26 protein-coding genes are annotated in these 26,322 nt (G+C 56.2%); 19 read left to right on the top strand and 7 right to left on the bottom strand.

Annotated elements, in window-relative coordinates; genetic code table 11:
* The first annotated feature begins 37 nt into the window (after positions 1–37).
* The gene (gene mtlR, locus BM323_RS18770) at positions 38–583 is read left to right on the top strand and encodes a mannitol operon repressor MtlR (RefSeq protein ID WP_175501725.1); all 546 of its coding nucleotides are present in this window, start codon (positions 38–40) and stop codon (positions 581–583) included.
* 104 nt (positions 584–687) lie between these two features.
* Positions 688–1,050, top strand: coding sequence for a YibL family ribosome-associated protein (locus BM323_RS18775; RefSeq protein ID WP_008104662.1), 363 nt, complete (start codon positions 688–690; stop codon positions 1,048–1,050).
* Positions 1,051–1,057: 7 nt separating this feature from the next.
* Here BM323_RS18775 and BM323_RS18780 read toward each other — a convergent pair whose 3' ends face one another.
* From BM323_RS18780 to BM323_RS18790, 3 genes are all read right to left on the bottom strand, one after another.
* The gene (locus BM323_RS18780) at positions 1,058–2,020 is read right to left on the bottom strand and encodes a VirK/YbjX family protein (RefSeq protein ID WP_008104663.1); all 963 of its coding nucleotides are present in this window, start codon (positions 2,018–2,020) and stop codon (positions 1,058–1,060) included.
* Positions 2,021–2,207: 187 nt separating this feature from the next.
* Entirely contained in the window at positions 2,208–2,825 is a 618-nt protein-coding gene (sodA, locus tag BM323_RS18785; protein ID WP_008104664.1) for a superoxide dismutase [Mn], read from the bottom strand.
* Between the two features lie 160 nt (positions 2,826–2,985).
* Positions 2,986–4,011 (bottom strand): LacI family DNA-binding transcriptional regulator, encoded by a 1,026-nt coding sequence (locus BM323_RS18790; protein ID WP_008104666.1) that lies wholly within the window; start codon positions 4,009–4,011, stop codon positions 2,986–2,988.
* A gap of 294 nt (positions 4,012–4,305) precedes the next feature.
* Here BM323_RS18790 and BM323_RS18795 point away from each other — a divergent pair, with 294 nt between their 5' ends.
* Genes BM323_RS18795 through alsE form a run of 4 tightly spaced genes read left to right on the top strand, consistent with a single transcriptional unit; the run spans position 4,306 to position 7,063 of the window.
* Positions 4,306–4,749: a PTS sugar transporter subunit IIA gene (locus BM323_RS18795; protein ID WP_008104669.1), complete on the top strand. Its 444-nt coding sequence runs from the start codon at positions 4,306–4,308 to the stop codon at positions 4,747–4,749.
* Positions 4,750–4,764: 15 nt separating this feature from the next.
* Positions 4,765–5,031 carry a PTS sugar transporter subunit IIB gene (locus BM323_RS18800; RefSeq protein ID WP_008104674.1) on the top strand — a complete coding sequence of 89 codons (267 nt, stop codon included), beginning with the start codon at positions 4,765–4,767 and terminating at the stop codon, positions 5,029–5,031.
* Between the two features lie 44 nt (positions 5,032–5,075).
* The gene (locus tag BM323_RS18805; protein ID WP_008104676.1) at positions 5,076–6,335 is read left to right on the top strand and encodes a PTS ascorbate transporter subunit IIC; all 1,260 of its coding nucleotides are present in this window, start codon (positions 5,076–5,078) and stop codon (positions 6,333–6,335) included.
* A 50-nt stretch (positions 6,336–6,385) separates the two neighbouring features.
* The gene (alsE, locus tag BM323_RS18810; protein ID WP_008104678.1) at positions 6,386–7,063 is read left to right on the top strand and encodes a D-allulose 6-phosphate 3-epimerase; all 678 of its coding nucleotides are present in this window, start codon (positions 6,386–6,388) and stop codon (positions 7,061–7,063) included.
* Positions 7,064–7,128: 65 nt separating this feature from the next.
* On the opposite strand, the gene BM323_RS18815 is transcribed toward alsE, so the two are convergent.
* A complete protein-coding gene (locus BM323_RS18815; RefSeq protein WP_008104682.1) occupies positions 7,129–8,469 on the bottom strand; it encodes an aspartate aminotransferase family protein in 1,341 nt (446 codons plus the stop codon).
* A gap of 174 nt (positions 8,470–8,643) precedes the next feature.
* Here BM323_RS18815 and BM323_RS18820 point away from each other — a divergent pair, with 174 nt between their 5' ends.
* On the top strand, positions 8,644–9,420 hold the full coding sequence (locus tag BM323_RS18820; protein WP_008104683.1) for a DeoR/GlpR family DNA-binding transcription regulator: 777 nt from the start codon (positions 8,644–8,646) through the stop codon (positions 9,418–9,420).
* On the opposite strand, the gene fdhD is transcribed toward BM323_RS18820, so the two are convergent.
* The gene (gene fdhD / locus BM323_RS18825; RefSeq protein WP_371515175.1) at positions 9,417–10,199 is read right to left on the bottom strand and encodes a formate dehydrogenase accessory sulfurtransferase FdhD; all 783 of its coding nucleotides are present in this window, start codon (positions 10,197–10,199) and stop codon (positions 9,417–9,419) included. The genes BM323_RS18820 and fdhD overlap by 4 nt on opposite strands.
* A gap of 179 nt (positions 10,200–10,378) precedes the next feature.
* Between fdhD and fdnG the strand changes: the two genes are divergently transcribed.
* The 9 genes from fdnG to BM323_RS18875 all read left to right on the top strand — a co-directional run bounded on the left by fdnG (position 10,379) and on the right by BM323_RS18875 (position 20,507).
* The gene (gene fdnG / locus BM323_RS18835) at positions 10,379–13,426 is read left to right on the top strand and encodes a formate dehydrogenase-N subunit alpha (RefSeq protein WP_082208780.1); all 3,048 of its coding nucleotides are present in this window, start codon (positions 10,379–10,381) and stop codon (positions 13,424–13,426) included.
* 11 nt (positions 13,427–13,437) lie between these two features.
* Positions 13,438–14,337, top strand: a complete 900-nt coding sequence (gene fdxH / locus BM323_RS18840) for a formate dehydrogenase subunit beta (RefSeq protein ID WP_008104687.1) — start codon at positions 13,438–13,440, stop codon at positions 14,335–14,337.
* Entirely contained in the window at positions 14,337–14,978 is a 642-nt protein-coding gene (fdoI, locus tag BM323_RS18845) for a formate dehydrogenase cytochrome b556 subunit (RefSeq protein ID WP_008104688.1), read from the top strand. The genes fdxH and fdoI overlap by 1 nt, the downstream gene beginning before the upstream one ends.
* The gene (fdhE, locus tag BM323_RS18850) at positions 14,978–15,904 is read left to right on the top strand and encodes a formate dehydrogenase accessory protein FdhE (protein ID WP_008104689.1); all 927 of its coding nucleotides are present in this window, start codon (positions 14,978–14,980) and stop codon (positions 15,902–15,904) included. The genes fdoI and fdhE overlap by 1 nt, the downstream gene beginning before the upstream one ends.
* A 101-nt stretch (positions 15,905–16,005) precedes the next feature.
* Positions 16,006–16,617, top strand: coding sequence for a glutathione S-transferase (locus BM323_RS18855; protein ID WP_008104691.1), 612 nt, complete (start codon positions 16,006–16,008; stop codon positions 16,615–16,617).
* Between the two features lie 8 nt (positions 16,618–16,625).
* A complete protein-coding gene (gene selA / locus BM323_RS18860; protein WP_091004161.1) occupies positions 16,626–18,005 on the top strand; it encodes an L-seryl-tRNA(Sec) selenium transferase in 1,380 nt (459 codons plus the stop codon).
* The gene (gene selB / locus BM323_RS18865; protein WP_091004164.1) at positions 18,002–19,855 is read left to right on the top strand and encodes a selenocysteine-specific translation elongation factor; all 1,854 of its coding nucleotides are present in this window, start codon (positions 18,002–18,004) and stop codon (positions 19,853–19,855) included. Before selA ends, selB begins: the two co-directional genes overlap by 4 nt.
* A 111-nt stretch (positions 19,856–19,966) precedes the next feature.
* The gene (locus tag BM323_RS18870) at positions 19,967–20,251 is read left to right on the top strand and encodes a type II toxin-antitoxin system ParD family antitoxin (protein WP_036648557.1); all 285 of its coding nucleotides are present in this window, start codon (positions 19,967–19,969) and stop codon (positions 20,249–20,251) included.
* On the top strand, positions 20,217–20,507 hold the full coding sequence (locus BM323_RS18875) for a type II toxin-antitoxin system RelE/ParE family toxin (protein ID WP_008105240.1): 291 nt from the start codon (positions 20,217–20,219) through the stop codon (positions 20,505–20,507). The genes BM323_RS18870 and BM323_RS18875 overlap by 35 nt, the downstream gene beginning before the upstream one ends.
* A gap of 70 nt (positions 20,508–20,577) precedes the next feature.
* On the opposite strand, the gene glyS is transcribed toward BM323_RS18875, so the two are convergent.
* Both glyS and glyQ read right to left on the bottom strand, forming a co-directional pair.
* On the bottom strand, positions 20,578–22,647 hold the full coding sequence (glyS, locus tag BM323_RS18880) for a glycine--tRNA ligase subunit beta (RefSeq protein WP_091004167.1): 2,070 nt from the start codon (positions 22,645–22,647) through the stop codon (positions 20,578–20,580).
* Between the two features lie 9 nt (positions 22,648–22,656).
* Positions 22,657–23,568: a glycine--tRNA ligase subunit alpha gene (gene glyQ, locus BM323_RS18885; protein ID WP_008105242.1), complete on the bottom strand. Its 912-nt coding sequence runs from the start codon at positions 23,566–23,568 to the stop codon at positions 22,657–22,659.
* A gap of 347 nt (positions 23,569–23,915) precedes the next feature.
* Between glyQ and BM323_RS18890 the strand changes: the two genes are divergently transcribed.
* From BM323_RS18890 to BM323_RS18900, 3 genes are all read left to right on the top strand, one after another.
* Positions 23,916–24,308, top strand: a complete 393-nt coding sequence (locus BM323_RS18890; protein ID WP_008105243.1) for a RidA family protein — start codon at positions 23,916–23,918, stop codon at positions 24,306–24,308.
* Complete coding sequence (locus BM323_RS18895; RefSeq protein ID WP_008105244.1) at positions 24,308–25,279, top strand: D-2-hydroxyacid dehydrogenase; 972 nt, start codon at positions 24,308–24,310, stop codon at positions 25,277–25,279. The genes BM323_RS18890 and BM323_RS18895 overlap by 1 nt, the downstream gene beginning before the upstream one ends.
* A 117-nt stretch (positions 25,280–25,396) precedes the next feature.
* Entirely contained in the window at positions 25,397–26,293 is an 897-nt protein-coding gene (locus tag BM323_RS18900) for a transporter substrate-binding domain-containing protein (protein WP_008105245.1), read from the top strand.
* Positions 26,294–26,322: the final 29 nt, after the last annotated feature.

A 26,322-nucleotide genomic window follows, 5' to 3' on the forward strand; every position in this document is an offset into this window, starting at 1 on the left:
CGGGCGCGCTTGCGTGCCCGCTGGCGGTAGCTGAACGATGCAGGCAATGATGGAAGAGAAGCAGGCTTTTGAAAACCGGGTGCTTGAGCGCCTGAACGCCGGTCGTTCGGTGAGAAGCTTCCTGATCGCCGCCGTTGAGCTGCTGACCGAAGCAGTTAACCTGCTGGTGCTGCAAGTGTTTCGCAAGGACGATTACGCGGTCAAATACGCAGTAGAACCGCTGCTGCTGGGTAATGGTCCGCTGGGCGAACTCTCGGTTCGCCTCAAGCTGATTTACGGCCTGGGCGTGATCAACCGGCATGAGTACGAAGATTGCGAACTGCTGCTGGCGCTGCGTGAGGAGTTGAATCACGACATCAGCGATTATCGTTTTACCGATGATGAGATCCTCGGCCCGTTTGGTGAATTGCACTGCGTGGTCGCCTGGCCGCCGCAGCCGGACTTCAACCGCGACGACGAGCAACTGCGCTCAATGCAGCAGCAGCGCTATCTGCAGATGGTGCGTTCAACCATGGTGCTGTCGCTCACCGAGCTGATTTCACGCATTTCGCACAAGCAGGTGTTTAAAAAGCCGGCGTTGTAGGGTCGCCATTCATGGCGACCAGGCGAGCATGAATACGCGCCACGCTGCAAAACTGCGTAGATTTGTGTATCCTTTGCCTGTTTTCCTTAACGAGTTTTCCCCCAATGAAAGAACAAGAAAAAGCCGAGATTAAACTGCTGAGCGATCAGCTCGATGCGCTCAACCGCAAAGAAGCCCCGCTGTTAGCCTCTGGCGATGCCGAAAAGCTCGGTGAACTGCTGCGTGAAAAAGAGAAGCTGGAGCTGGAAATTGAGCGCCTGCGCAGTGTGCGCACCGAGAAGCTGAGTAAAGAAGCGCAACAGCTGCAGAAGCTGGGCTTTAGCCGCGAAATCACTAAGAAAGAACAGGCCAACATGGGCGCATTCAAGAAAAGCGTGCGCGGCCTGGTGGTGGTACACCCAATGACCGCGCTCGGACGTGAGATGGGACTGAAAGTGATGACCGGCTACGCGAAGCAGCCGTTCTAATCTTTACTTACGCGGCGTGTGAGACGTCGCGTAGGATGCCAGCCGCCTGATGAACTTGTTCATTCAGACTGTCCAGCAAGGCATAGCGACGGCGATACTCGGCGCGCTTCTTGCTGGCAATCTCTTCCAGATCTTTACGCTCCGCGCGTAACGGCAACGCAAACAGCTCATCAGCACGCGCCACGCCACCCAACGACAACCAAAACTCGCTGTAGCTGGCAAAGAACTTGTCGCCTTTACTGTGACGATAGCGCAGGCTACGGAACACGTGCGTGGTATCGCCAACGGCAGTGATCGCCTCAACGCCACACTGTTGCGCCAGATTAAATACCGCTTCCATCAGCAAACGTTTCGGGAATATGCCGTGTGCCGCTTTCGTGGCATCGCGAATCACGTCGTTGGAAATATGTTTACGCGGCCCCTGCAATCCACCAATTAATAAGGTGCGCTTGTTCTGTTCGCGAATAATAGAGAAAGAGAGCGAAGCAATTAATTGTGATTCATAACGCAGTTCCAGGGTAATTTCACCTTCGCGGTCAAAGCGCCCCGGACAGCAGTGAATCACAAATGCCTCGTCATTTTTGCCGCTCAACGTGGCCAGCAAATTATCGCCCGGACTCTGCAACAGCTGGCGCAGTGCCGCATTATCTAACTGCTCCATCAACGTGTAGTGATCGATGATCGCCTGCGCACGTTGCGCCACGCTGAATCCCGCACGCAGATAAGGACGATGTGGCTTTGCCGGCAGCAAACCCTGCATGGTCAACAGCTGCGGCAGCGCAGACAATTTCGCTAACTGGTGCAGATAATTAAAGGTCGTCACAGGAAAGACTAGCGACCTTAAGGCAAATTTCGCGCGAAAACTTCCGCTATTCCATAATTTATTCGGCCTGAACTTTCCGCTTATTAATGGCAAAAACAGCGGCGCTGACGAATCATTATTCGTCACAGAAGTTGTGATAGTAGACATGATTATTTAGGCTTAGCGAGACAAATTGTCGCTACTATATGCCCCAAATTATCAACGGCAGGTTAATAAGCTTTCGCAGCGCAATAATCGTACGCGTGAATATTCAGGTCGTTTAGAAAAGGTTTAAAAAGACGAAAAAAAACCGGTGAAATCATCACCGGTTTCGTGTTGCAGCTTTAGCCTGAACTTACTTAGCAGCAGCGAAAAGCGCTGCAGCTTCGTCCCAGTTCACAACGTTCCAGAATGCTTTGATGTAATCAGGACGTTTGTTCTGATACTTCAGGTAGTAAGCATGTTCCCAAACGTCCAGACCGATGATCGGAGTGCCTGAAACGCCAGCGACCGCTTCACCCATCAGTGGGCTGTCCTGGTTTGCGGTTGAAACCACAGCCAGTTTGTCGCCTTTTTTCACCAGCCACGCCCAGCCTGAACCGAAGCGAGTAGTAGCAGCTTTCTCAAACTCAGCCTGGAAAGCTTCAACGCTACCGAAATCTTTTTCGATGGCGGCTTTCAGGTCGCCCTGCAGCGAGGTACCCAGTTTCAGACCTTTCCAGAAGAAGCTGTGGTTAGCGTGGCCGCCTGCGTTATTACGCAGTGGACCTTTTTTGTCTGCTGGGAGCTGATCCAGTTTAGCGATCAGTTCTTCTACCGGCAGGTTAGCGAATTCGGTACCTTCCAGCGCAGCGTTAGCGTTGTTAACGTAGGCCTGGTGGTGTTTAGAGTGATGGATTTCCATCGTCTGCTTGTCGAAGTGCGGTTCCAGTGCGTCGTACGCATACGGCAGGGATGGCAGTGAATAACTCATGTTCTTCCTCTCCATTTTAGTGTTTTGCAGCACCACCTCATTGGGCGTGCCGCGTAAGCAGTCGGATCATTATAGTTAAAAACATGATCCGTAAAAGGGTTATCAATGCCTTAGAATTGATAAGGATTTGATGAATCTGGGAAAAGGTGCGCACGCACGGCTACACCTTGTGGCTGCTGGCGCGCAGTTTAAGCTGCACCGGCAGTTCATTGATGGCTGGCGGTTCATCGCCTTTGAGCGCCGCCAGCAGACGTTTACCTGCCGTGCGCCCCATCTCTTCATACGGCAAAACAATGCTGGTCAGCGGCGGCGAGCATACCGCCGCTAACGGGCCGCCGCCAATGCTGGCAATCGCCAACTGGCTGGGAATCGCAATCCCCGCCGCATGGCACGCCATGATGGCACCGCAGGCCACTTCATCGCTGGTGCAAATCAGCACATCCAGCTCTGGCCAGGTAAGGCGAATTTCTGCCAGCAAGCTGTGCCCGGCGGCAAAAGTAGGCATTTTCGGCGATGTCACCACGCGATGCGGCGCCTGATTCATCGCCAGCATGCCGCTGTGCCAGCCATTCAGCAGCTGGCGGAAGATGGTGTTATTACTCTGCGTGCACAACAAACCGAGATTGCGATAACCGCGATCGACCAGACTTTGCACCAGTTGGCGAATCGCTTTGGCGTAATCGACACCAATGCTGATCCCCGCCGAGTCCTGATGCACACCGCCAATATCCATCACCGGCAGCCCGGAATTGCTCAGCAGACGATGCGCTTCGGCGGCGTTATCGAAATTGAAATGCACCATCGCCGCCGGATTATAAGAGAGCAGCATTTCAATCAGTTCGCTCTCTTCCGCAGCTGAATGATTGGCTTCCGCCAGCATCATGTTGTAGCCCTGCGGCCGCAGCACTTCCTGCAGCGCTTCCGACACAATCGCACTGCCCGGCGTGGCAAACGACGGCACCACCATGGTGATCAGGCGTGATGTCGCCGAGGCGAGATTACTCGCCTGCACGTTCGGTACATAGGAGAGTTCAATCACCGCCGCATCGATTTTAGCGCGAATTTCAGGCGACACTTTTTCCGGCATGCGCAACGCACGCGATGCTGTCATGGTGCTTACACCTACCAAACGGGCAACATCGGCTAAAGTACTTTTGCCGGTACCGCGCCGCTTTTTTTCTGTCATGCGATCTCCTGCATTACTCGCTACTTTTTTGCCAGGACGCAGCTTAAAACCAAATCTGTTAACGCGCCATGTGAAAAACCACAGTTTCGGGCATCCCTCACCCCGCGATCTTTTCAGAATGCTGAGCATGTCAGGTGCTTGCAACGAAGACAAACGCGCAGCAAGGAAATGTTAGCGATAACACGTTTTTTAACAATAACGGTGTTAGCGCTAACTTTTGCGACAATCATCACAGAAAACCGCTGAGAAAATAACCTACATTGCACCCCATCGACGAATAAACAGGAATTACTGATGCTCACTCAATGGCTAACACCGCAACATATTCGTGTCGTAGAGCAGGTTAGCGACTGGCAGGAAGCGGTGCGTTTATCCGCCGAACCGCTGCTGGCAGCCGGTGCCATCAGCCCGGCTTATCTCGATGCCATCTTCACCTCGCATGCCGAGCTCGGCCCGTATTACGTGCTGGCACCGGGTCTGGCGATGCCACATGCCCGCCCGGAACAAGGCGCGCGCAAAAACGGCCTGTCGCTGCTGCATGTGAAGAATGGCGTGAGCTTTCAGGCCGATGAGAACGATCCGGTTTATGTGGTCATCATGCTGTGTGCGGTGTCTGGCGACGATCATATTCAGATGATCACCGCATTAGCCGACGTGTTCAGCGACGAATCCCGCCTGCAGCAGTTGCTGTCGGCTTCTACCCTGTCAGCGATTGAAGCTGTCATTGAAAATAAATAACCAGAGAACCCTATTATGAAAAAAGTGCTGATTGTGTGTGGAAATGGTTTAGGCAGCAGCTTCATTGTTGAAATGAACGTGAAGAAGATTGTGGCGGAATTGGGTAAAGAAGCCGAAGTGGGCCATACCGATTTAACCTCAGCGAAATCTGAACAGGCTGATTTAATTATTGCCGCGAAAGATATTGCCGATCAATTAGCCGGACACAGCGCGAAAGTCGTTGGCCTGACTAACCTGCTGGATAATGCAAAAATAAAAGAAATTATCGCTGAAAACATTTAATAACCTTGTAAGGCAAGTACACGCTACTTAATACGGAGTAGGTTATGCTGCAATTTATTATAAAGGATGTTCTTGGAACACCCGCAATACTTGTCGGCCTTTTTTCCCTGTTTGGTTTATTACTGCAAAAGAAACCGGTTTCTGATGTTATTTCCGGCACGCTTAAAACCATCATGGGTTTTGTTATTCTCATCGCCGGGGCCAATTTAATTGCGGCCACATTGACCATCTTCAGCCAGCTGTTTGAGCACTCGTTTAATATTCAGGGCGTGGTGCCAAATACCGATGCAATGGCCGCGCTGGCGCAGAAGAGTTACGGCACCGAAACCGCCATGATCATGGTGTTCGGTATGCTGGTGAACATCTTGCTGGCGCGTATTACACCGCTGAAATACATCTTCCTGACCGGTCACCACACGCTGTATATGTCGGCGATGCTGGCGGTGATTCTGTCGGTAGGCGGCATACACGGTTTCTGGCTGGTGCTGATTGGTTCGCTGATTCTCGGCACCATGATGGTGGTGTGCCCGGCGATTCTGCAGCCGTTCACCCGCAAAATCACCAACTCGGACGATCTGGCACTCGGCCACTTTGGCTCAACCGGTTATCTGCTCTCTGCGTTAGTCGGTAAAGTGGTCGGTAAAGGCAGCCCGTCGATTGAAGAGCTGAAGGTGCCGAAAACCCTCAACTTCCTGCGCGACTCATCGGTAGCGATTTCGCTGACCATGATGATTCTGTTTATCGCGTTGGTTCTGGTTGCGGGTAAAGAGTTCACCGAAAGCATCAGTGGCGGCCAGAACTACATTGTGTTCGCCATTATTCAGTCGATTACCTTTGCTGCTGGCGTCTACATCATCCTCGCCGGTGTGCGTATGGTGATTGCGGAGATCGTGCCGGCCTTTAAAGGCATCGCCGATAAGCTGGTACCCAACGCCAAACCGGCGCTGGATTGCCCAACCGTGTTCCCGTTCGCACCGAACGCGGTGATCATCGGCTTCCTGTCGAGTTTCTCCGCCGGGTTGATCAGCATGTTCCTGTGCCCGCTGTTTGGCCTAAGCGTCATCGTTCCGGGTCTGGTGCCGCACTTCTTCTGCGGTGCGACTGCTGGCGTCTACGGCAATATCACCGGCGGACGTCGTGGCGCAGTGATTGGCGCCTTTGTGCAAGGCCTGCTGATCTCCTTCCTGCCAGCGATTCTGCTGCCGCTGATGGGCGACCTCGGCTTTGCTTCTACCACCTTCGGCGATGCCGACTTCGGCATTGTCGGTATCGTGCTCGGCCACATTATTTCGTTCTTCCATTGATGTCATCAACAGCGCCTGCGGGCGCTGTTTTTGTAATGAGGAAATAAGTTATGCAAGCCAAATTTTCCCCCTCCTTAATGTGCATGGATCTCACGCGTTTTCGCGAGCAGGTCGAAGCGATGAATAGCACCGCCGCCTTTTATCATGTCGATATTATGGATGGCAGCTACGTGAAGAATATTACGCTGTCGCCATTCTTTATTGAGAACCTGCGTAAAATTACCGATGTGCCGATTGACGTGCATTTAATGGTGAATCATCCGGAAGACATTATTCCGATGTGCATTGAGGCAGGCGCAGATATTATTAGCTTCCACCCGGAAACCGCCAATAATAAAATCTTTCGCCTGCTGAAGCAGATTAAAGATGCGGGCCGTCGCTGCGGCGTGGTGTTAAACCCGGCCACACCGGCAGAAAGTATTCGTGAATATGCGCATCTGCTGGATAAAGTGACGGTGATGTCGGTGGATCCGGGTTTCGCCGGGCAGACGTTTATTCCGGAAACGCTGAATAAGATTCGCCAGCTGATCGCCATGCGCGAAGAGCACGGTTATCACTATCTGACTGAAATTGATGGTTCGTGCAACGCGCGCACCTTTAAACAAATCGCCGCTTCCGGCGTCGATGTGTTTATTGTCGGTACGTCAGGATTGTTTAATCTGGATGACGATGTGGCGCAGGCATGGCAGAAGATGGAGAGCATTTTCGCCGAGGAAACCGCAGCGTAATACCCCGTAGGGTCGCCATTCATGGCGACCTTATTCATTACCGCACCCTATCCACAGCGACCGCTTTACCGCCCCAACTCACTCAGCGACTTATCCAGCGCGCCCACCAGCCAGTCGATATCTGCTTCCTGGAACGCCAACGGCGGACGCAGTTTCAGCACGTTACCGTAAGGGCCCGCCACTGACGTCAGCACGCGGTGTTCGCGCAGTTTTTCGATCAAATCCAGCGCCAGCGCTTTATCCGGCGCTTTGCTGGCGCGGTCCTGCACCAGTTCGAAACCAATAAACAGCCCTGCACCGCGCACGTCGCCGATCGATTCATGGCGATCCATCAGTTTCTGCAACTCACCTAACAGTTTGGCGCCCACCACGCGGCTGTGCTCCTGCAAGCCCTCCTCCTTAATCACCGTCAACACCGCTTGCGCTGCGGCCATCGCCACCGGATTACCGCCAAAGGTGTTGAAGTAAGGAATCTCATCGCTGAACGCGGCCAGCACATCGCTTTTCGCCAGCAAACCTGAAACCGGAATGCCGTTGCCCATTGGTTTGCCGGTGGTGATGACATCGGGCACCACGCCGTGACGCGCAAAGCCCCAGAACGCATCGCCGGTACGACCAAAGCCCGGCTGCACTTCATCGGCGATGAAAATCCCGCCATTGGCATGCACCACATCGACCGCTTTTTGCAGGAAGCCGCGTGGGTTCGGTAATACGCCATCGGAAGAGAAGATGGAGTCAGCGAGAAAGCCGGCAAACTTAATGCCGTGCGCTTTCATATCGTCGATCTGCCTCTGGATTTCATTGGCAAACCACTCGCCGAGATCCGGCGCATTCACGCGATAAGCATCCGGCGGTGAAACCAAACGCGTGGTTGCCGCCAACGGCTGTCCGCTGCCGAGCGCGGGTGACACGCCCGACGTGAGATCGCTGGTGCCGTGATACGCCTCCTGCGACACAATAATGCCGGTGCCGCCGCTAAAAGCACGCGCCACGCGGATCGCCAAATCGTTGGCTTCCGAACCGGTACACATATACATGGCGCGATCGATGGCATCTGGCGTGGTCGCCAGCAGCTCTTCGGTGTAATCGAGAATGCGTTCGTGCAGATAGCGCGTGTGGGTGTTCAGCATCTTCATCTGCTGATTGACCGCCTCAATCACCGCCGGATGGCAGTGACCAATGCTCGCCACGTTGTTGTACACATCAAGATATTTATCACCGGCGGCATCCCACAAATACTGCCCTTCGCCGCGCACTAAGTGCACCGGCTTGCGGTAAAACAGGCGATACGACTCGCCCAACACTTTGCTGCGCTTGTCGGTGAGCTTGCGGGTTGCCGCATCCAGCCCGTCGGCGTGCTCAGCACGAAAACTGTTGGTATCCATGATGGTAGAACGTGTAGCCATGGTAACTCCCGTTGCGAAGGTGAAAGGGGTGCATGCGAAATCGCCGTTTGCCAATATCATGCCTGCTTTGGCGACAAATGCAACCAAATACACAAATACAACAAAATACACATGACGGCGTAATGACACTCAGGTAAGCTTAGGCCCAGGTTGAACACGCCACAGGGAAAAGTCATGCTGCAGGAAACCCGCTTACACCGCATTCGCGCGCTGCTGACCACGCAACATCAGCTCAGCACCGAACGTATCATCAACGAGCTTGGCATTTCGCGCGAAACCGCGCGGCGCGACATTATTGAACTGGAAGCGCAGGGATTGGCGCGGCGTGTACATGGCGGTTTGGTTGCCGTTGATAGCCAGCCGGAGCCGCCATTACAGGTGCGCCGTAACGCGCAGGCGAAAGAGAAACGCGCGATTGCGGTTGCTGCAGCGCAGCATCTTCAGCCCGGCCAAACGCTGTTCCTTGATGCCGGCACCACCACCACCATGCTGGCCGAACAGCTGCGCAGCATGTCGGGTTTAACCATCATTACCAACAGTTTGCAGGCCGCGCTGGCGCTGAGCGCAGCGGAAGAGCATGAGACGTTGAATAATCAGGTGATTTTGCTTGGCGGCATAATGATGGCAGGCGCGCAGCAAACGCGCGGTGAGATGACGATCGGCGAAATTTATCGTTATCGCGCCGATGTGGCGCTGCTTTCGCCGGTCGGCATCGATGCTAAAAACGGTGCCAGCAGCTTTCATACTCATGAAGCAGCGATTGCCCGCGCCATGGTGCAGCAGGCGAATCGCACCATTTTACTGGCAGACCACAGCAAACTCGGCGTGATCAGCCGCACCGTTTACGCACCAATTGCGGAAGTCGATCTGCTGATTTGCGACAGCGGCGCGGCCAAACCTGGCGCGCTGGCGGCGCTGCAACAGGCGTTGCCACAGGTGCAGGTGGTTTAACGCAGGCGCTGCGGATGGCTGTAAACCGTGGCGCGACCCGGTTTACTGAAACCGACCAGCGTGAGATTGCAGCGTTCAGCCACCTCAACGGCGAGCTGCGTTGCCGCCGAAACCGCAAACAGAATCTCCACGCCGCACATAGCGGATTTCTGCACCATCTCATAGCTGGCGCGGCTGGAAACCAGCACCGCGCCCTGCTGCCACGGCTGCTGGCTGCGATTCCCCAGCAATTTGTCCAGCGCCACATGGCGACCCACATCTTCATAGCCGCCCTGCAATTCGCCTTGCGGTGACATCCACGCCGCCGCGTGCGTGCAGCCGGTGAGATTGCCGATCGGCTGGTAATCGCGCAACTGCGCCAGGCCTCTATCAAGGTTAGCTAAATCAAAGGTTTGGCTGAATGGCAGCGGCTGTAGCGGCTTACCGATTTGATCGAGTTGCTCGACGCCACACACGCCGCAGCCGGTGCGTCCGGCCATCGCACGACGCTGCTCTTTCAGCGCCATAAAGCGGCGGCTGGAGAGCTCAATCTGCACTTCAACACCGTTACAGCCCGGCACCACATCAATGCCGAAGATTTCATCATGGCGCTCAATAATGCCTTCCGAGAGCGAGAAACCTAACGCAAAAGCTTCCAAATCATTGGGTGTCGCCATCATCACAACGTGCGAAATGCCGTTATACACCAGCGCCACCGGCACTTCCTCGGCCAGCCAGTCAGTTTCCGCAAGGCTGATATCACGCCGCTGATGGACCTGCGCCTGCACCGCGCCTGAGATCTTATTCACATTAATGTGACTTTCCTGCTCATTCTCTGTCACTTTTTTCGCCTCATACAACAACCTTACTAAAGTAGTGGTATTATTAGGTCGCTATTGCCGCAATATTCGTCGGGTTATTGTGACGCCCGATCCACTGCACCGCAAAAGTACAATCAATCATGTTGAAAGGATAATCCATGAACGTCAGCCGAAGAAAATTCTTCAAGGTGTGTGCTGGCGGTATGGCAGGGACAACGGCAGCGCTGCTCGGCTTTGCGCCAGAGGTAGCGCTGGCGGAAACGCGGCAGTACAAACTGCTGCGCGCGCGCGAAACCCGTAACACCTGCACTTACTGCTCAGTTGGCTGTGGCTTGTTAATGTACAGCCTCGGTGACGGCGCGAAAAACGCCAAAGAGACCATTTTCCACATCGAAGGGGATCCTGATCATCCGGTGAGCCGCGGCGCATTGTGCCCGAAAGGCGCAGGCCTGCTCGACTTCATCCACAGTGAAAGTCGCCTGCAATACCCGGAATACCGCGCGCCTGGCTCCAATAAATGGCAGCGCATTAGCTGGGACGATGCCTTTGATCGCATCGCGAAGCTGATGAAAGCCGACCGCGACGCTAACTTCGTGGCGCAGAACGCCGCTGGCGTGACGGTAAACCGTTGGCTCTCCACCGGCATGTTGTGTGCTTCGGCATCCAGCAACGAAACCGGCTACTTAACCCAGAAATTTACCCGATCGCTCGGCATGTTAGCGGTCGACAACCAGGCACGCGTTTGACACGGACCAACGGTAGCAAGTCTTGCTCCAACATTTGGTCGCGGTGCGATGACCAATCACTGGGTCGACATCCGTAATGCCAATCTGATCGTTGTGATGGGCGGTAACGCCGCTGAAGCGCATCCCGTGGGATTCCGCTGGGCGATGGAAGCCAAAATTCACAACAAAGCCAAAATTATTGTTATCGATCCGCGCTTCACACGAACCGCATCGGTAGCCGATTTCTATACGCCGATCCGCTCGGGCACCGATATCACTTTCCTGTCGGGCGTACTGCTGTGGCTGCTGCAAAACGAAAAAATCCAGCGCGAATATGTCGAGGCGTACACCAACGCCAGCCTGATTGTGCGTGAGGATTATCATTTTGAAGATGGCTTGTTCAGCGGATACGACGAAGCGAATCGCAAATACGACAAAACCAGCTGGAACTACGAGTTGGGCGATGACGGCTTCGCCAAACGCGACACCACGCTGACGCACCCGCGCTGCGTGTGGAACCTGCTTAAGCAACACGTTAGCCGCTACACGCCAGAAATCGTTGAGCGCATCTGCGGCACGCCAAAAGCTGACTTCCTGCATGTCTGCGAACTGCTGGGCGAAACCAGCGCACGCGATCGCACCACCTCGTTCCTGTATGCGCTCGGCTGGACGCAGCACTCGGTTGGCGCGCAGAACATCCGCACCATGGCGATGATTCAGCTGCTGTTGGGCAATATGGGCATGATTGGCGGCGGCATTAATGCGCTGCGCGGCCACTCGAATATTCAGGGCCTGACCGATCTCGGCCTGCTGTCGCAGAGTTTGCCGGGTTACATGACCTTGCCGTCGGAGAAACAAACCGATCTGCAGAGTTATCTCGCCGCCAACACGCCAAAAGCGCTGCTGCCGGGCCAGGTGAACTACTGGAGCAATTATCCAAAGTTCTTTGTCAGCCAAATGAAAGCCTTCTTCGGCGACAAAGCCCAGAAAGAGAACAACTGGGGTTTCGACTGGTTGCCGAAGTGGGATAAAGGCTACGACGTGCTGCAGTACTTCGAGATGATGTCGCAAGGTAAGGTCAACGGCTATCTGTGCCAGGGCTTTAACCCGGTGGCGTCGTTCCCGAACAAGCGCAAAGTGATTGATTCACTGTCGAAGCTGAAGTTCCTCGTCACCATCGACCCGCTCAACACCGAAACCGCTACCTTCTGGGAGAATCACGACGAGTTTAACGACGTTGATCCGTCAAAAATTCAGACCGAAGTGTTCCGTTTGCCCTCCACCTGCTTCGCTGAAGAGAACGGTTCGATCGTCAACTCGGGCCGCTGGCTGCAGTGGCACTGGAAAGGTCAGGATGCACCGGGCGAAGCGCTGAATGACGGTGAAATTCTTTCCGGCATCTATTCACGCCTGCGCAAAATGTACGCCAGTGAAGGCGGTGCGCTGCCTGAGCAAGTGCTGAATATGAGCTGGAACTACCTTACGCCAGAAAATCCAGCGCCGGAAGAAGTGGCGATGGAGAACAACGGTAAAGCACTGGCCGATGTGTTCGATGACAAAGGCACGCTGTTGGTGAAAAAAGGCCAACAGCTCAGCACCTTTGCCCATCTGAAAGATGACGGCAGCACCAGCAGCGGTTGCTGGATTTTCGCCGGCAGCTGGACGCCGGATGGCAATCAGATGGCCCGCCGCGATAACACCGATCCCACCGGTTTGGGCAACACGCTGAACTGGAGTTGGGCGTGGCCGCTGAACCGCCGCATCCTCTACAACCGCGCCTCGGCTGACCCGCAAGGCAATCCGTGGGATCCAAAACGCCAAATTCTGAAATGGGATGGCGCGAAATGGGGCGGCATGGATGTGCCAGATTACAGCGCCGCCGCGCCAGGCAGCGATGTTGGGCCGTTCATCATGCAGCCGGAAGGCATGGGCCGCCTGTTTGCGCTCGACAAAATGGCCGAAGGTCCGTTCCCGGAACACTACGAGCCGTTTGAAACACCTATCGGCACCAACCCGCTGCATCCGAACGTGGTATCCAACCCGGCGGCGCGCGTGTTCAAGGACGATTTGGCATCGATGGGCCAGGCGGAGCAGTTCCCGTATGTCGGCACGACTTATCGCCTCACCGAGCATTTCCATTACTGGACCAAACACGCGCGGCTCAATGCCATCGCGCAGCCGGAACAGTTTATTGAAATCGGCGAGAAGCTGGCCAACAAGCTCGGCATCGCGCAGGGCGATACGGTGAAAGTGAGCTCCAATCGCGGCTACATCAAAGCCAAAGCGGTGGTCACCAAGCGCATCCGTCCACTCAACGTCGACGGCAAAATCGTCGATACCATCGGCATTCCGATTCACTGGGGTTATCAGGGCGTGGCGAAAAAAGGCTTTATTGCCAACACCCTGACGCCGTTTGTCGGTGATGCCAACACGCAGACGCCAGAATTTAAGGCGTTCCTGGTCAACGTCGAGAAGGTGTAAGGAGAACGAATATGGCTTATCAATCTCAAGACATTATCCGCCGCTCCGCCACCAATGGACTCACGCCTGCCCCGCAGGCGCGTAACCATCAGCAGGAAGTGGCGAAACTGATCGACGTGACCACCTGCATCGGCTGCAAAGCTTGTCAGGTGGCGTGTTCGGAGTGGAACGATATCCGCGATGAAGTGGGACATAACGTTGGGGTGTACGACAATCCCGCCGATTTGACCGCCAAATCCTGGACGGTGATGCGCTTCTCAGAAGTGGAGGAGAACGGCAAGTTAGAGTGGCTGATCCGCAAGGATGGCTGCATGCACTGCGCCGATCCCGGCTGCCTGAAGGCGTGTCCGTCTGAAGGCGCGATTATTCAGTACGCCAACGGCATCGTCGATTTTCAGTCAGAACAGTGCATTGGCTGCGGCTACTGCATCGCTGGCTGTCCGTTCGATGTGCCGCGTATGAATAAAGAGGACAACCGCGTGTATAAATGCACGCTGTGCGTCGATCGTGTCAATGTTGGTCAGGAACCGGCGTGCGTGAAAACCTGTCCGACAGGCGCGATTCACTTCGGCAGCAAAAGCGATATGCAGGCGCTGGCGGGTGAACGTGTGGCCGAGCTGAATACGCGCGGCTATGCCAACGCGGGCTTGTACGATCCGGAAGGCGTCGGCGGCACGCACGTAATGTACGTGCTGCACCACGCCGACAAACCGCAGCTCTATCACGGTTTGCCGGCTAACCCGAGCATCAGCCCGGCGGTGACGTTCTGGAAAGGGATCTGGAAACCGCTGGCGGCGATTGGTTTTGCCGCCACCTTTGCTGCCTCAGTATTCCACTACGTTGGCGTAGGGCCGAACCGCGTGGAAAAGGATGAGGACGAGAATCTGCACGAAAAAGAGGAGCGCGAATAATGAAAAAACGCGATCGTCTGGTGCGCTACAGCGCACCGGAACGCATCAATCACTGGATTGTGGCGTTCTGTTTTGTGCTCGCCGCGCTAAGCGGACTGGGCTTCTTTTTCCCGTCGTTTAACTGGCTGATGCACGTGCTCGGCACACCGCAGTTGGCGCGTATCCTGCATCCTTTTATTGGCACGGTGATGTTTGCCGCCTTTATCATCATGTTCTTACGCTATTGGAAACATAATCTGATCAATCGCGAAGACCTGGTGTGGGCGAAAAACATCCACAAAATCGTGCAAAACGAAGAGGTCGGCGATACCGGCAAATACAACTTCGGGCAGAAGTGTGTGTTCTGGGCTGCTATCATCAGCTTAGTCTTGCTGCTGGTGAGCGGAATTGTTATCTGGCGCCCATACTTTGCCGGCGCCTTTACTATTCCGCTGATTCGCATCGCGCTAGTGGTGCATTCGGTCTCAGCTGTGGCGCTGATCATGGTGATTATGGTGCACATTTACGCCGCGTTGTGGGTAAAAGGCACCATTACCGCCATGGTTGAGGGCTGGGTTCCGGCCGCGTGGGCGAAGAAACATCACCCACGCTGGTATCGCGAGCAGCGCCAACGCCAAACACAACAGGAAAAACGTCCCTGATGAGTATTCGCATCATCCCGCAGGACCAGCTGGAGAAAGGTGCAAAACTGACGGCGGAGCAAGTTCCGCCGTTACTTTTCCCCCGGCTGAAAAATCTGTATAGCCGCCGTGCGGCACGTTTGCGCGACCTGGCCGCGAAGAATCCGCTCGGTGATTACCTGCGCTTTGCTGCGGTGATCGCCGAGGCGCAGGAGATCGTGCTGTATGACCATCCGCTGCAAATCGACCTGCAGCAGCGGCTGACGCAGAGCGCCGAGCAGGGCAAGCCGCCGCTCGATATCCACACCTACCCGCGCGATGCGCACTGGCAACGTCTGCTGCATTCGCTGATCGCCGAGCTGAAGCCGGAGATGAGCGGCCAGGCGCTGGCGGTGCTGGAGAATCTGGAAAAAGCCTCCACCACCGAACTGGAAAATCTGGCGCATGCGCTGCTGGAAGGCGATTTCGCGCAGGTGAGCAGCGATAAATCGCCGTTCATCTGGGCGGCGTTATCGATTTACTGGGCGCAAATGGCGGCGCTGATTCCCGGCAAAGCGCGCGCAGAATACGGTGAGCATCGCCAGTTCTGTCCGGTGTGCGCCAGCGTGCCGGTCACCAGCGTGGTGCACATGAGCGTGGGCCAGCAAGGACTGCGCTATCTGCACTGCAATCTGTGTGAAAGCGAGTGGTATGTGGTGCGCAGTAAGTGCTCCAACTGCGAACAAACCGGCGACCTGCATTACTGGTCGCTGGACAGCGAAAAAGCGGCGGTAAAAGCAGAGAGCTGTGGCGACTGCGGTACATATTTGAAGATGTTGTACCAGGAAAAAGATCCGGCGGTGGAACCGGTGGCAGATGACCTCGCTTCGCTGGTGCTGGATGCCCGCATGGAGCAAGAAGGATTCGCGCGCAGCAGTTTGAATCCGTTTATGTTCCCCGGCGATTAAGGATTCGCCCCGACGAAAATTCACAACTTTGTAGGGTCGCCATTTATGGCGACCTTCTCAATGAACGCACAAATCCACGCAGCTCAACACGGAGGCGACCGATGAAACTGATTGGCAGCTACACCAGCCCTTTTGTACGCAAAATTTCAGTCATTCTGTTGGAAAAAGGCCTGGTTTTCGAATTCGTTAATCAATCTCCGTGGACCGATGACAGCGATGTCCCGCAGTACAATCCGCTGGGCAAAGTGCCGGCGCTGATTGATGACAATCAGCTCACCTGGTTCGACTCCTCAATCATCGCGCAGGTGATTGAACTGCGCGGCGATGCGCCTGCGCTGTTGCCTGATGATGCGCTGCACGCATTGCAAATCCGTCAGCTGGAAAAACTCGCCGACGGCATCAATGACGCTGCGGTGATGATCGTGCGTGAGCAGATGCGTCCCGGCGATCAGCAATCCGAAGAGGTACTGGTGCGCAATCGCGACAAAATTCAGCGCGGCCTCGATGCGCTGGAAACCGCCGCCGCCCAAGGCGAATGGCTCAATAGCGGCACGCTGAATCTGGCTGATATCGCCACCGGCTGCATGATTGGTTACCTGAATTTCCGCCGCGTGCTGCCCAACTGGTGCGTGAATCGCCCGGCGCTGGTGAAGCTGGCCGAAAACCTGTTTGCGCGCGAAAGTTTTGCCCGCACCGTTCCGCCCACTCTCTAAGTCACCTGATGAAAACCCTTTACAGTCAATTGCCTGCGATCGACAGCCTGCTGCGCGATCCCGCGCTGCAGCCGCTGCTGGCGCATCACGGTACCGCCTTTGCCACGCGCCAGCTGCGTACTATGCAGCAGGAAGCGCGCGAGCACATTCAGCAGCATCAAACCTTGCCAGAGTGGCACCTGAACTGGCCGGATGAAGCGCTGCGCCGCAGCCAGCAACAGCAGCAAAGTGCGCTGCGTCCGGTGTTCAATCTTACCGGCACCGTGCTGCACACCAATCTCGGCCGCGCGCAGCTGAGCGATCGCGCCATCGACGCGGTGGTTAACTGCCTGCGTCAGCCGGTCACGCTGGAATACGCGCTGGATGATGCGGCACGTGGCCATCGCGACCGCGCCGTCAGCGCGCTGCTGTGCGAGTTAACCGGTGCGGAAGCGGCCTGTATCGTCAATAACAACGCCGCCGCCGTGTTACTGATGCTGGCTGCTTTAGCGCCGGGACGCGAAGTGATTGTCTCGCGTGGCGAGCTGGTGGAAATTGGCGGTGCCTTTCGCATTCCCGACGTGATGCGTCAGGCGGGCTGCAAACTGGTGGAAGTCGGCACCACCAATCGCACGCATCTGAAAGATTATCGCGCCGCGATCGCGGAAAACAGCGGCCTGCTGATGAAGGTGCACACCAGCAATTATCAGATTCAGGGCTTTACCCATGCGGTAACGGAAGCGGAATTGGTTGAGCTGGGTGACGCTTATCAACTGCCGGTGATCACCGATCTTGGCAGCGGTTCGCTGGTCGACATGACCGAATTTGATCTGCCCGCCGAACCGATGCCGCAGCAGCTGATCGCCGCTGGCGTCAGTCTGGTGAGCTTCTCCGGCGACAAACTGCTCGGCGGTCCGCAGGCCGGCATTATCGTCGGCAAGCAGGCGCTGATTGATCAACTGCAGTCGCATCCGCTGAAACGCGCGCTGCGCGTCGATAAAATGACGCTCGCGGCGCTGGAAGCCACCCTGCAACTCTATCGCCAGGCGGACACGCTGCGCGAAGCCCTGCCGACGCTGCGGCTGCTGACCCGTTCCTCGCACGATATTCTGCAGCAGGCCGAACGATTGATGCCCGCATTACAGCAGGCTTATGGTGAAGAATTTTCGCTAGCGATCGCGCCCTGTTCTTCGCAAATCGGCAGCGGATCGCTACCGGTTGAGCGTATTGCCAGTTTCGCCATCACCTTCATGCCACGCGATGGTCGCGGCAGCCAGCTTACCAATTTGTCACAGCGCTGGCGCAGCTTAGCGCGCCCGGTGATTGGCCGCATTCAGGAAGGCAAACTGTGGCTGGATTTACGCTGCCTTGATGATGAAAGCGCACTGATTCAGGCCATAGCGCCATGATTATTGCCACCGCTGGACACGTCGATCACGGCAAAACCGCGCTGCTACAGGCATTAACCGGCGTTGATGCCGATCGCCTGCCGGAAGAGAAACGGCGCGGCATGACCATCGATCTCGGCTACGCCTATTGGCCGCAGCCGGACGGGCGCGTGCTCGGCTTTATTGATGTGCCGGGCCACGAGAAATTTCTCGCCAATATGCTGGCGGGCATTGGCGGTATTCATCATGCGCTGCTGGTGGTGGCCTGCGACGATGGCGTAATGCCGCAAACCCGCGAACATCTGCAACTGCTGAGCCTGGCCGGACAGCCGCCGCTCAGCGTGGCGCTGACCAAAGCCGATCGCGTGGATGAGGCGCGCATCGCGGAAGTCCAGCTGCAGGTAGTGCAACTCACGCAGCAACTCGGCTGGCTGGCGGTACCGCAATTTGTTACCAGCAGCCACACGCAGCAAGGCATCGACGCGCTGCGCCAGCATCTCAGCACGCTGGCGGAACCGGCCTTCGACCCGCGTTACCGTTTTCGTCTCGCCATCGATCGCGCCTTCACGCTGAAAGGTACTGGATTGGTGGTCACCGGCACCGCGCTGACGGGTGAAGTGAACGTCGGTGATACCCTTTGGCTCAGCAGCCTGAATCAGCCGCTGCGCGTGCGTGCGCTGCATGCGCAGAACCAATCGGTGACCCGCGCGCAGGCCGGTGAACGTATCGCATTAAATATCGTTGGCGATGTGGAAAAAGCGCAGATCGCGCGCGGCGATTGGCTGCTGTCACAGGCAAAAGCGGAAGGCACCACGCGCTTAACCGTGGCGCTGCGCTTGCTGCAGCCGCTGAAAAGCGCATCGCAGCCGATTCATATCCACCACGCCGCCAGCCACGTCACCGGACGCATCACGCTGCTGGCGGATGATGTCGCGGAAATAGTCCTGAACGAGCCGCTGTGGCTGGCGGAGAACGATCGGCTGATTATCCGCGACAGCAATGCACAGCATACGCTGGGCGGCGCGCGCGTGCTGCTGCTCAACAGTAAAAAGCGCGGAAAACGTCAGGCGGAGTATCTTGCCTGGTTGCAGCAGTTGGCCGCCGCACAAGATGATGACGCCAGCCTGCAGGCGCATCTGGCGTATCAACCGACAGAATTACGTGATCTGGCGTGGGCGCGCCAGCTTACCGATCCCGCGCTGGATGCACTGCTTGAGAACACAGCACCGGTGCAGCTCGGTAACGCGCTGATGAGCGCTGCGCAGGCGGCACTTTGGCAGCAAAAGCTATTGGAATCGCTGGCGCATTTTCATCAGCAGCATCCGGAAGTGCCGGGCATCGGTCACGACCGTTTGCGTCGCGTGGCAATGCCGCATCAGCCTGCCGAATGGGTGCTAGCGCTGATTGATCAGCTGCTGGCGCAAGGCCAGCTGCAACAGCGTCAAGGCTGGCTGCATCTGCCCGATTTCGAACCGCGCTTTAATCCGCAGGAAGAAGTACTTTGGCAGCAGGTCGGCCCGCTGTTTGGCGACCAGCCGCTGTGGGTGCGCGATATCGCGCTGGCGCTACAGCAGGATGAACAGGCGATTCGATCGCTGCTGCTTACTGCCGCAAGGCTCGGACACATCACCGCGATCGTGCGCGATCGCTACTATCGCAGCGACCAGATCCAGATCTTCGCCGATCTGATTCGCCAACGCGCCGCGCAAGATGGCAGCACCAGCGCCGCCGACTTCCGCAACCAGCTGGGCACCGGGCGCAAAGTGGCGATACAGATTCTGGAATTCTTCGACCGCAGCGGCTTCACCCGCCGCCGTGGTAACGATCATCTGCTGCGTGACGCACGCCTGTTTCCCGCCTCATCTGCATAAAATCTCTCGCGTTGCCTCGCAGTTCGGCTTGTAACTGCGCTGCAACGCACATTCCCTGTTGTGCAAAAAAGTGCCAGAATGTAAGAAATACTCTTACATTGGATGGCAATGATGGCACGTACCATGACGATCGATTTAGGCGATGAACTGCGCGAGTTTGTTGAATCTCTGGTTGAGTCCGGCGACTACCGTACGCAAAGCGAAGTGGTGCGCGACTCGCTGCGCTTGCTGCGTGAGAAGCAGGCAGAATCAAAGCTGGAAAAGCTCAGAGAGTTGGTCAGGGAGGGCTTTGAAAGCGGCCCGGGAAAAGAGTGGGATCATGAAGAATTTCTAAGACGAGCAAAAGCCAGGGTAGGCATTTATGAAAAGGACCATCACGATAAAACCGGAAGCTGATGCAGATCTGATGAAGATCTGGATTTATGGCTACTGGAATTATGGAGAGCAGTTAGCTAATAACTACAGCGCCAGATTTGCTGAGCTCTTTGAAAAACTCGCCATGTTTGATTTAGGCCGCAAACGACCGGATTTAGGTAAACAGATTTATTCGCTGCCTTTAGGAAAGCATATTGTAATCTATCGCGCTGAAGTGGATGAAATCTTCATCGGGCGTATCTTGCACCACTCGCAAGACGTTAGCGCCGAGTTTTGAAAACAAAAAAGGGACGATTTCTCGTCCCTTTTTTGTTTCGCAGGGTCGCCATTCATGGCGACCAGGTAAACTACTGCAGCAGCGAAATATCCGCCACCTGCAGGAACAGCTGGCGTAGCTGTGCCAGCAGCGTCAGACGGTTAATACGCACCGCCTGATCGTCAGCGTTCACCATCACTTTATCGAAGAAGTTATCTACCGCTTCACGCAGCTGCGCCAGCTCAACCAGCGCATCCTGATAGCGACCTTCTGCAAAGTACGGCTGCAGCTTATCGCCCAACGCGGTCACGAAGGTCGCCAGTTGGATCTCTTCGTTCTCTTTCAGCAAGGAAGCCTGCACGCTGTCATTCAGGGTTTCAGTCGATTTCGCCAGGATGTTCGACACACGTTTGTTGGCAGCGGCCAATGTCGCGGCAGCTTCCAGCGTACGGAAGTGCGAAACCGCCTTCATGCGCGCATCGAAATCAGCCGGACGGGTTGGACGACGTGCCAGCACCGCCTGAATGGTGTCAACGCTGTGGCCCTCTTCCTGATACCAGGTACGGAAACGGCCCAGCATAAAGTCGATTACTTCATCGACCACTTTGCCGTTGCTCAGCTTGCTGCCGTAGAGGCGCACCGCTTCTTCGGTCAGCGTTTGCAGATCGAGCGGCAGGTTTTTCTCAACGATGATGCGCAGCACGCCCAGCGCGGCACGGCGCAGTGCGAACGGATCTTTGTCGCCTTTCGGATGCTGACCGATGCCAAAGATACCCGCAAGGGTGTCCATCTTGTCGGCAATCGCCACCGCACACGCCACAGGATTTGACGGCAGATCGTCACCGGCAAAGCGCGGCTGATACTGCTCGTTCAGCGCAACCGCCACATCTTCCGCTTCGCCATCGTGGCGCGCGTAGTGCATGCCCATCACGCCCTGGGTGTCAGTGAACTCGAACACCATGTTGGTCATCAGGTCACATTTCGACAGCAAACCAGCACGCGTTGCATGATTCACATCAGCGCCAATCTGCGCGGCAATCCAGCCAGCCAGCGCCTGAATACGATCGGTTTTATCACGCAGCGTACCCAGCTCTTTCTGGAACAGGACGGTTTCCAGACGCGGCAGATTATCTTCCAGACGTTTTTTACGGTCGGTGTTGAAGAAGAACTCGGCATCCGCCAGACGCGGGCGCACCACCTTCTCGTTACCGGAGATAATCTGCTGAGGATCTTTGGATTCGATGTTGGTGACGAAGATGAAATTCGGCAGCAGCTTGCCCGCCGCGTCGTACACCGGGAAGTACTTCTGGTCACCTTTCATGGTGTAAACCAGCGCTTCAGCTGGCACCGCGAGGAACTTCTCTTCGAATTTCGCCGTCAATACCACCGGCCATTCCACCAGCGAGGTCACTTCTTCCAGCAGGCTTTCGCTCAGATCGGCGATGCCGCCAATCTTCTGTGCCGCTGCTTCCGCGTCTGCTTTGATTTTGGCTTTACGCGCCGCGTAATCCGCCACCACTTTACCGCGCTCCAGCAGCAGCTGCGGATATTGATCGGCGTTGTCGATGGTGAATTCTGGCTCGCCCATAAAGCGATGGCCGCGAATCACGCGATCGGATTGAATGCCCAGAATCTTCGCGGGGATCAGCTCGTCACCCAGCAACAGCGTAACGGTGTGCACCGGACGCACAAACTGCACGTCGCTCGCCCCCCAGCGCATCAGCTTAGGAATCGGCAGCTTACTCAGCGCGGTAGCAACCATCGCTGGCAGCAGCGCCTGCGCGCTTTCGCCGGTGATGGCGGCGCGATGCACCAGCCATTCACCTTTATCCGTGCTCAGACGTTCCGCCTGAGCAACAGTGATGCCGTTACCACGCGCCCAACCTTCGGCCGCTTTGGTGGCGTTGCCATCGGCATCAAACGCGGCGGCGATTGCCGGGCCACGTTTTTCAACTTCGCGATCCGGCTGCGCAGCAGCCAGCTGGGCCACTTTCAGCGCCAGACGACGCGGAGCAGCAAACCAGCTCACTTCGCCGTGCGCCAGACCGGCGCTATCGAGTTCAGCGGTGAAGTGCGCAGCAAAGGCTTCTGCCAGGCTGCGCAGCGCTTTCGGAGGCAACTCTTCGGTGCCAATTTCCACCAGGAAAGTTTTATCGGTCATGGCTGCCTCTTACTTGTTTTTATTGCACATCGGGAAGCCAAGCGCCTCACGGGACGCATAATAGGCTTCCGCCACGGCTTTCGTCAGGGTGCGGATACGCAGGATATAGCGCTGGCGTTCGGTAACCGAAATCGCTTTGCGGGCGTCCAGCAGGTTAAAGCTGTGCGCCGCTTTCAGAATGCGCTCGTAAGCCGGCAGCGGCAGCGGTTTTTCCAGCGCCAGCAGCTGCTGCGCTTCTTTCTCATACTGCTCGAAGCAGGTGAAAAGGAAGTCAACGTCAGCGTATTCGAAGTTGTAGGTCGACTGCTCCACTTCGTTCTGATGGAACACTTCGCCGTAGGTGGTTTTGCCGAACGGACCGTCGCTCCACACCAGATCGTAAACGCTGTCTACGCCCTGAATGTACATCGCCAGGCGCTCTAAGCCGTAAGTGATCTCGCCGGTTACCGGCTTGCACTCCAGGCCGCCAACCTGCTGGAAGTAAGTGAACTGCGTCACTTCCATGCCGTTCAGCCACACTTCCCAACCGAGTCCCCACGCGCCGAGCGTTGGGTTTTCCCAGTTGTCTTCGACAAAGCGAATGTCGTGGATGGTGGGATCCATACCCAGCTCTTTCAGCGACCCAAGGTACAGCTCCTGAAGGTTGTCCGGGTTAGGCTTAATCACTACCTGGAACTGGTAATAGTGCTGTAAACGGTTCGGGTTTTCACCGTAACGTCCATCGGTCGGACGACGAGATGGCTGCACGTAAGCAGTCGCCATCGGCTCTGGGCCTAAGGCACGCAGACATGTCATCGGGTGTGAGGTGCCGGCGCCCACTTCCATGTCCAACGGTTGGACAATGGTGCAGCCTTGACGCGCCCAGTAATCCTGCAAGGTCAGGATCAGGCCCTGAAAGGTCTTGGTATCAAACTTTTGCATGTTGAATTCGCACGCGATACGGATCGGTTAAAAAAAGAGTGCGCCAGTATACCCTTTGACCGCGGATTGTGCAGCCGGAAATCCAGGCCAGCGGCCAGGTGATTGCAGCAGGGTTCAGCGGGCAAAAACAGAACAATAAGAAAATCGTATACGATTCACGCTCACCGCCATAACTCTCAACAAAAACCTCATTAAAACCTTAAATTTCATCATATTGATTGATATATCAGCAAATCCTATTACGTGATGTACATCACCTTTTTGACCCGATGGTTAAAAATCGCGCATTGACACTCGTATAATCGTATACGAAATTGCGGTGAAACAGTTTTGCTTGAGATTTCACCATGAAGATTGCGTTGAGTTATCCCGGAATGAACGCCAGCGACCGCCCAATGGGCCCTGCGCCGCTCTCCGCCGCCGTGCTGCACGAACCGATGTTGTTTATTTCCGGCCAGGTGGCGATTGATCCCTATAGCGGCGAGATTATTGGCAACGACATCGCCAGCCAGACGCGTCAGGTGCTGAAAAACGTCGGCGACCTGTTGAGCGAAGCGCAAATGACCTTCGACAACGTGGTTCGCGTCACCATTTATCTCATCGATCTCAGTACCTTCAGCGCGATGAATGCCGCTTACAGTGAATTCTTCCAGTTCCCGTATCCGGCGCGCGCCACCGTCGGCATTCAACTCAACCATCCTGACCTGCTGGTCGAGATGGAAGTGACGGCGATGCGCTGATGCATATTCATATCGAGAACGACGCCAGCGCGCCGCGCGCACTCCATCTCTCTGCTGAGCAGCTGCAACTGCAGCTCGACGCGCATCCACCGTTGCGCAGCCACTTCACGCTGAGCGAAAACAGCGATGCGGCGCAGACCGCCGACTTCCTCGCCCGCTGCGACATTCTGTGGAGCGGCCGCAAGCTGGCGCTCGATCAGTTCAGCACGCCACGCTTGAGCTGGGTGCAGGTGATGTCGGCGGGTGTTGAGCAGTGGCTGGCGCACTGGCCGCAAGGCGTGACGCTCACCAATGCTTCTGGCGTGCACGGCGATAAAGGGGCCGAGTTTATTTTGATGGCGGCACTGATGTTCAACTTCGGCATTCCCGGTTTTCTGCAGGATCAGGCGCAGCGTGTCTGGCGTCCGACCTTTGGCGGCTGCGCACGCGGCAAAACCGTGCTGCTGCTGGGCGTTGGCGGCATTGGCGCCGCAGCGGCAAAACTGCTGACGGCACAAGGCTATCGCGTGATTGGCGTGACGCGCAGCGGCCAGTGTGATGCCAACGTGGCGCGCTGCATCCGCATTGACGCGCTCGACGATGTGTTGCCGCAGGTGGATGTGGTGGTGTCGACGCTGCCGCTGACGCCACAAACCCACAACCTGTTCGATCGCCGCCGCTTCGATCTGCTGCCCGCACGCGCGGGTATCGTGATTGTTGGCCGCGCCGATGTGTTTGATTACAGCGCGATGCGCGAAAAACTCAACGCAGGCGAACTGGCTGGCGCGGTGCTGGATGTCTATCCGCAAGAGCCGTTACCTGTCGACGACCCGCTGTGGCACACGCCCGGCGTAGTAATGACGCCGCACTGCAGCCTCGACGATCACAGCGCCTACCTCGCCGGATGCCTTGAGGTGTTTATCGATAACCTGGCGCGTTTCCGCCACGGGCAACCGCTGCGTAATCAGGTTGATCCGGCTCGCGGTTATTAACCTCCGATATTTCCGTAGGGTCGCCATTCATGGCGACCATCTAAAAAAAGCACCAAAGACGTTCATAAATCACAAGGTCATCGCTTTCTCATTCACCAGCATCAGGGGAACCTTATTATGAAATTTGCACGCACTGCTTTGTTAATCTCTGGTCTCAGCGGCAGCTTACTAGCGGGCATCTCCAGCGCCCACGCAGCCAGCACCGATCCCATCACGCCTACCGCCAGCGACTTCGCGGCGATGGCGCAGTGCAAAACACTGCAAACCAAATATCCGTCGCTGAAAGGCAAAGATCTGGTGGTTGGCCTCGGCGGCTACACCAAAGGCTTTGAAGCGCCATCGGAAAAAGATCCCAGCATCATTGAAGGTCTCGATCCTTCACTGTTCGAGCGCATCAGCAGCTGCCTCGGCGCGAAACACAGCTACCAAAGCGGCTCGTTCAACGTGCTGCTCACCTCAATCTCCAGCGGACGCGCCGATATCGGCCCGATGCTGTACGTCACCGAAGAGCGCATGAAGCAGATCGCCTTCGTCGCCTCGATGCAGGTGCAAGACGGCTCGGTGCTGGCGCAAGGCAACCCAAAGAAAATCAACAGCGTCGATGATCTGTGTGGCAAAACCGTCGCCGCCGCAGCGGGTTCTTACGAAGCCAACAAACTGGTGCCGGAGCAAAGCGCCAAATGCAGCGCTGCCGGTAAGCCCGAAGTCAGCATGCTGATGGTGCAAAACACCGACAACAGCATTCAGGCGGTGAAAAGCGGTCGCGCGGACGTTTATCTGACCGAAGCCGGTTCAGCCATCGCCATCGCCAAAGCGGACAAATCGCTGCAAAGCGGCTTCACCGTGGATCTGCCGATCATGGTTGGCTTCCCGATCGCCAAAGACAACGCCACGCTGCGCGCGGCGGTACTGGACGCGATGAAGGTGATTCAGGAGAGCGGCACACAGAAAAAACTGCTGGATTACTGGGGCCAGGGCAGCGCTGCCGAACGTCCGGTGGTTGCGCGTGGTTAATGCATAAACTCAGCCGCCTCGGTGACGAA

Source organism: Pantoea sp. YR525 (genome assembly GCF_900116775.1).
In the GTDB taxonomy this organism is placed as follows: domain Bacteria; phylum Pseudomonadota; class Gammaproteobacteria; order Enterobacterales; family Enterobacteriaceae; genus Pantoea; species Pantoea symbiotica.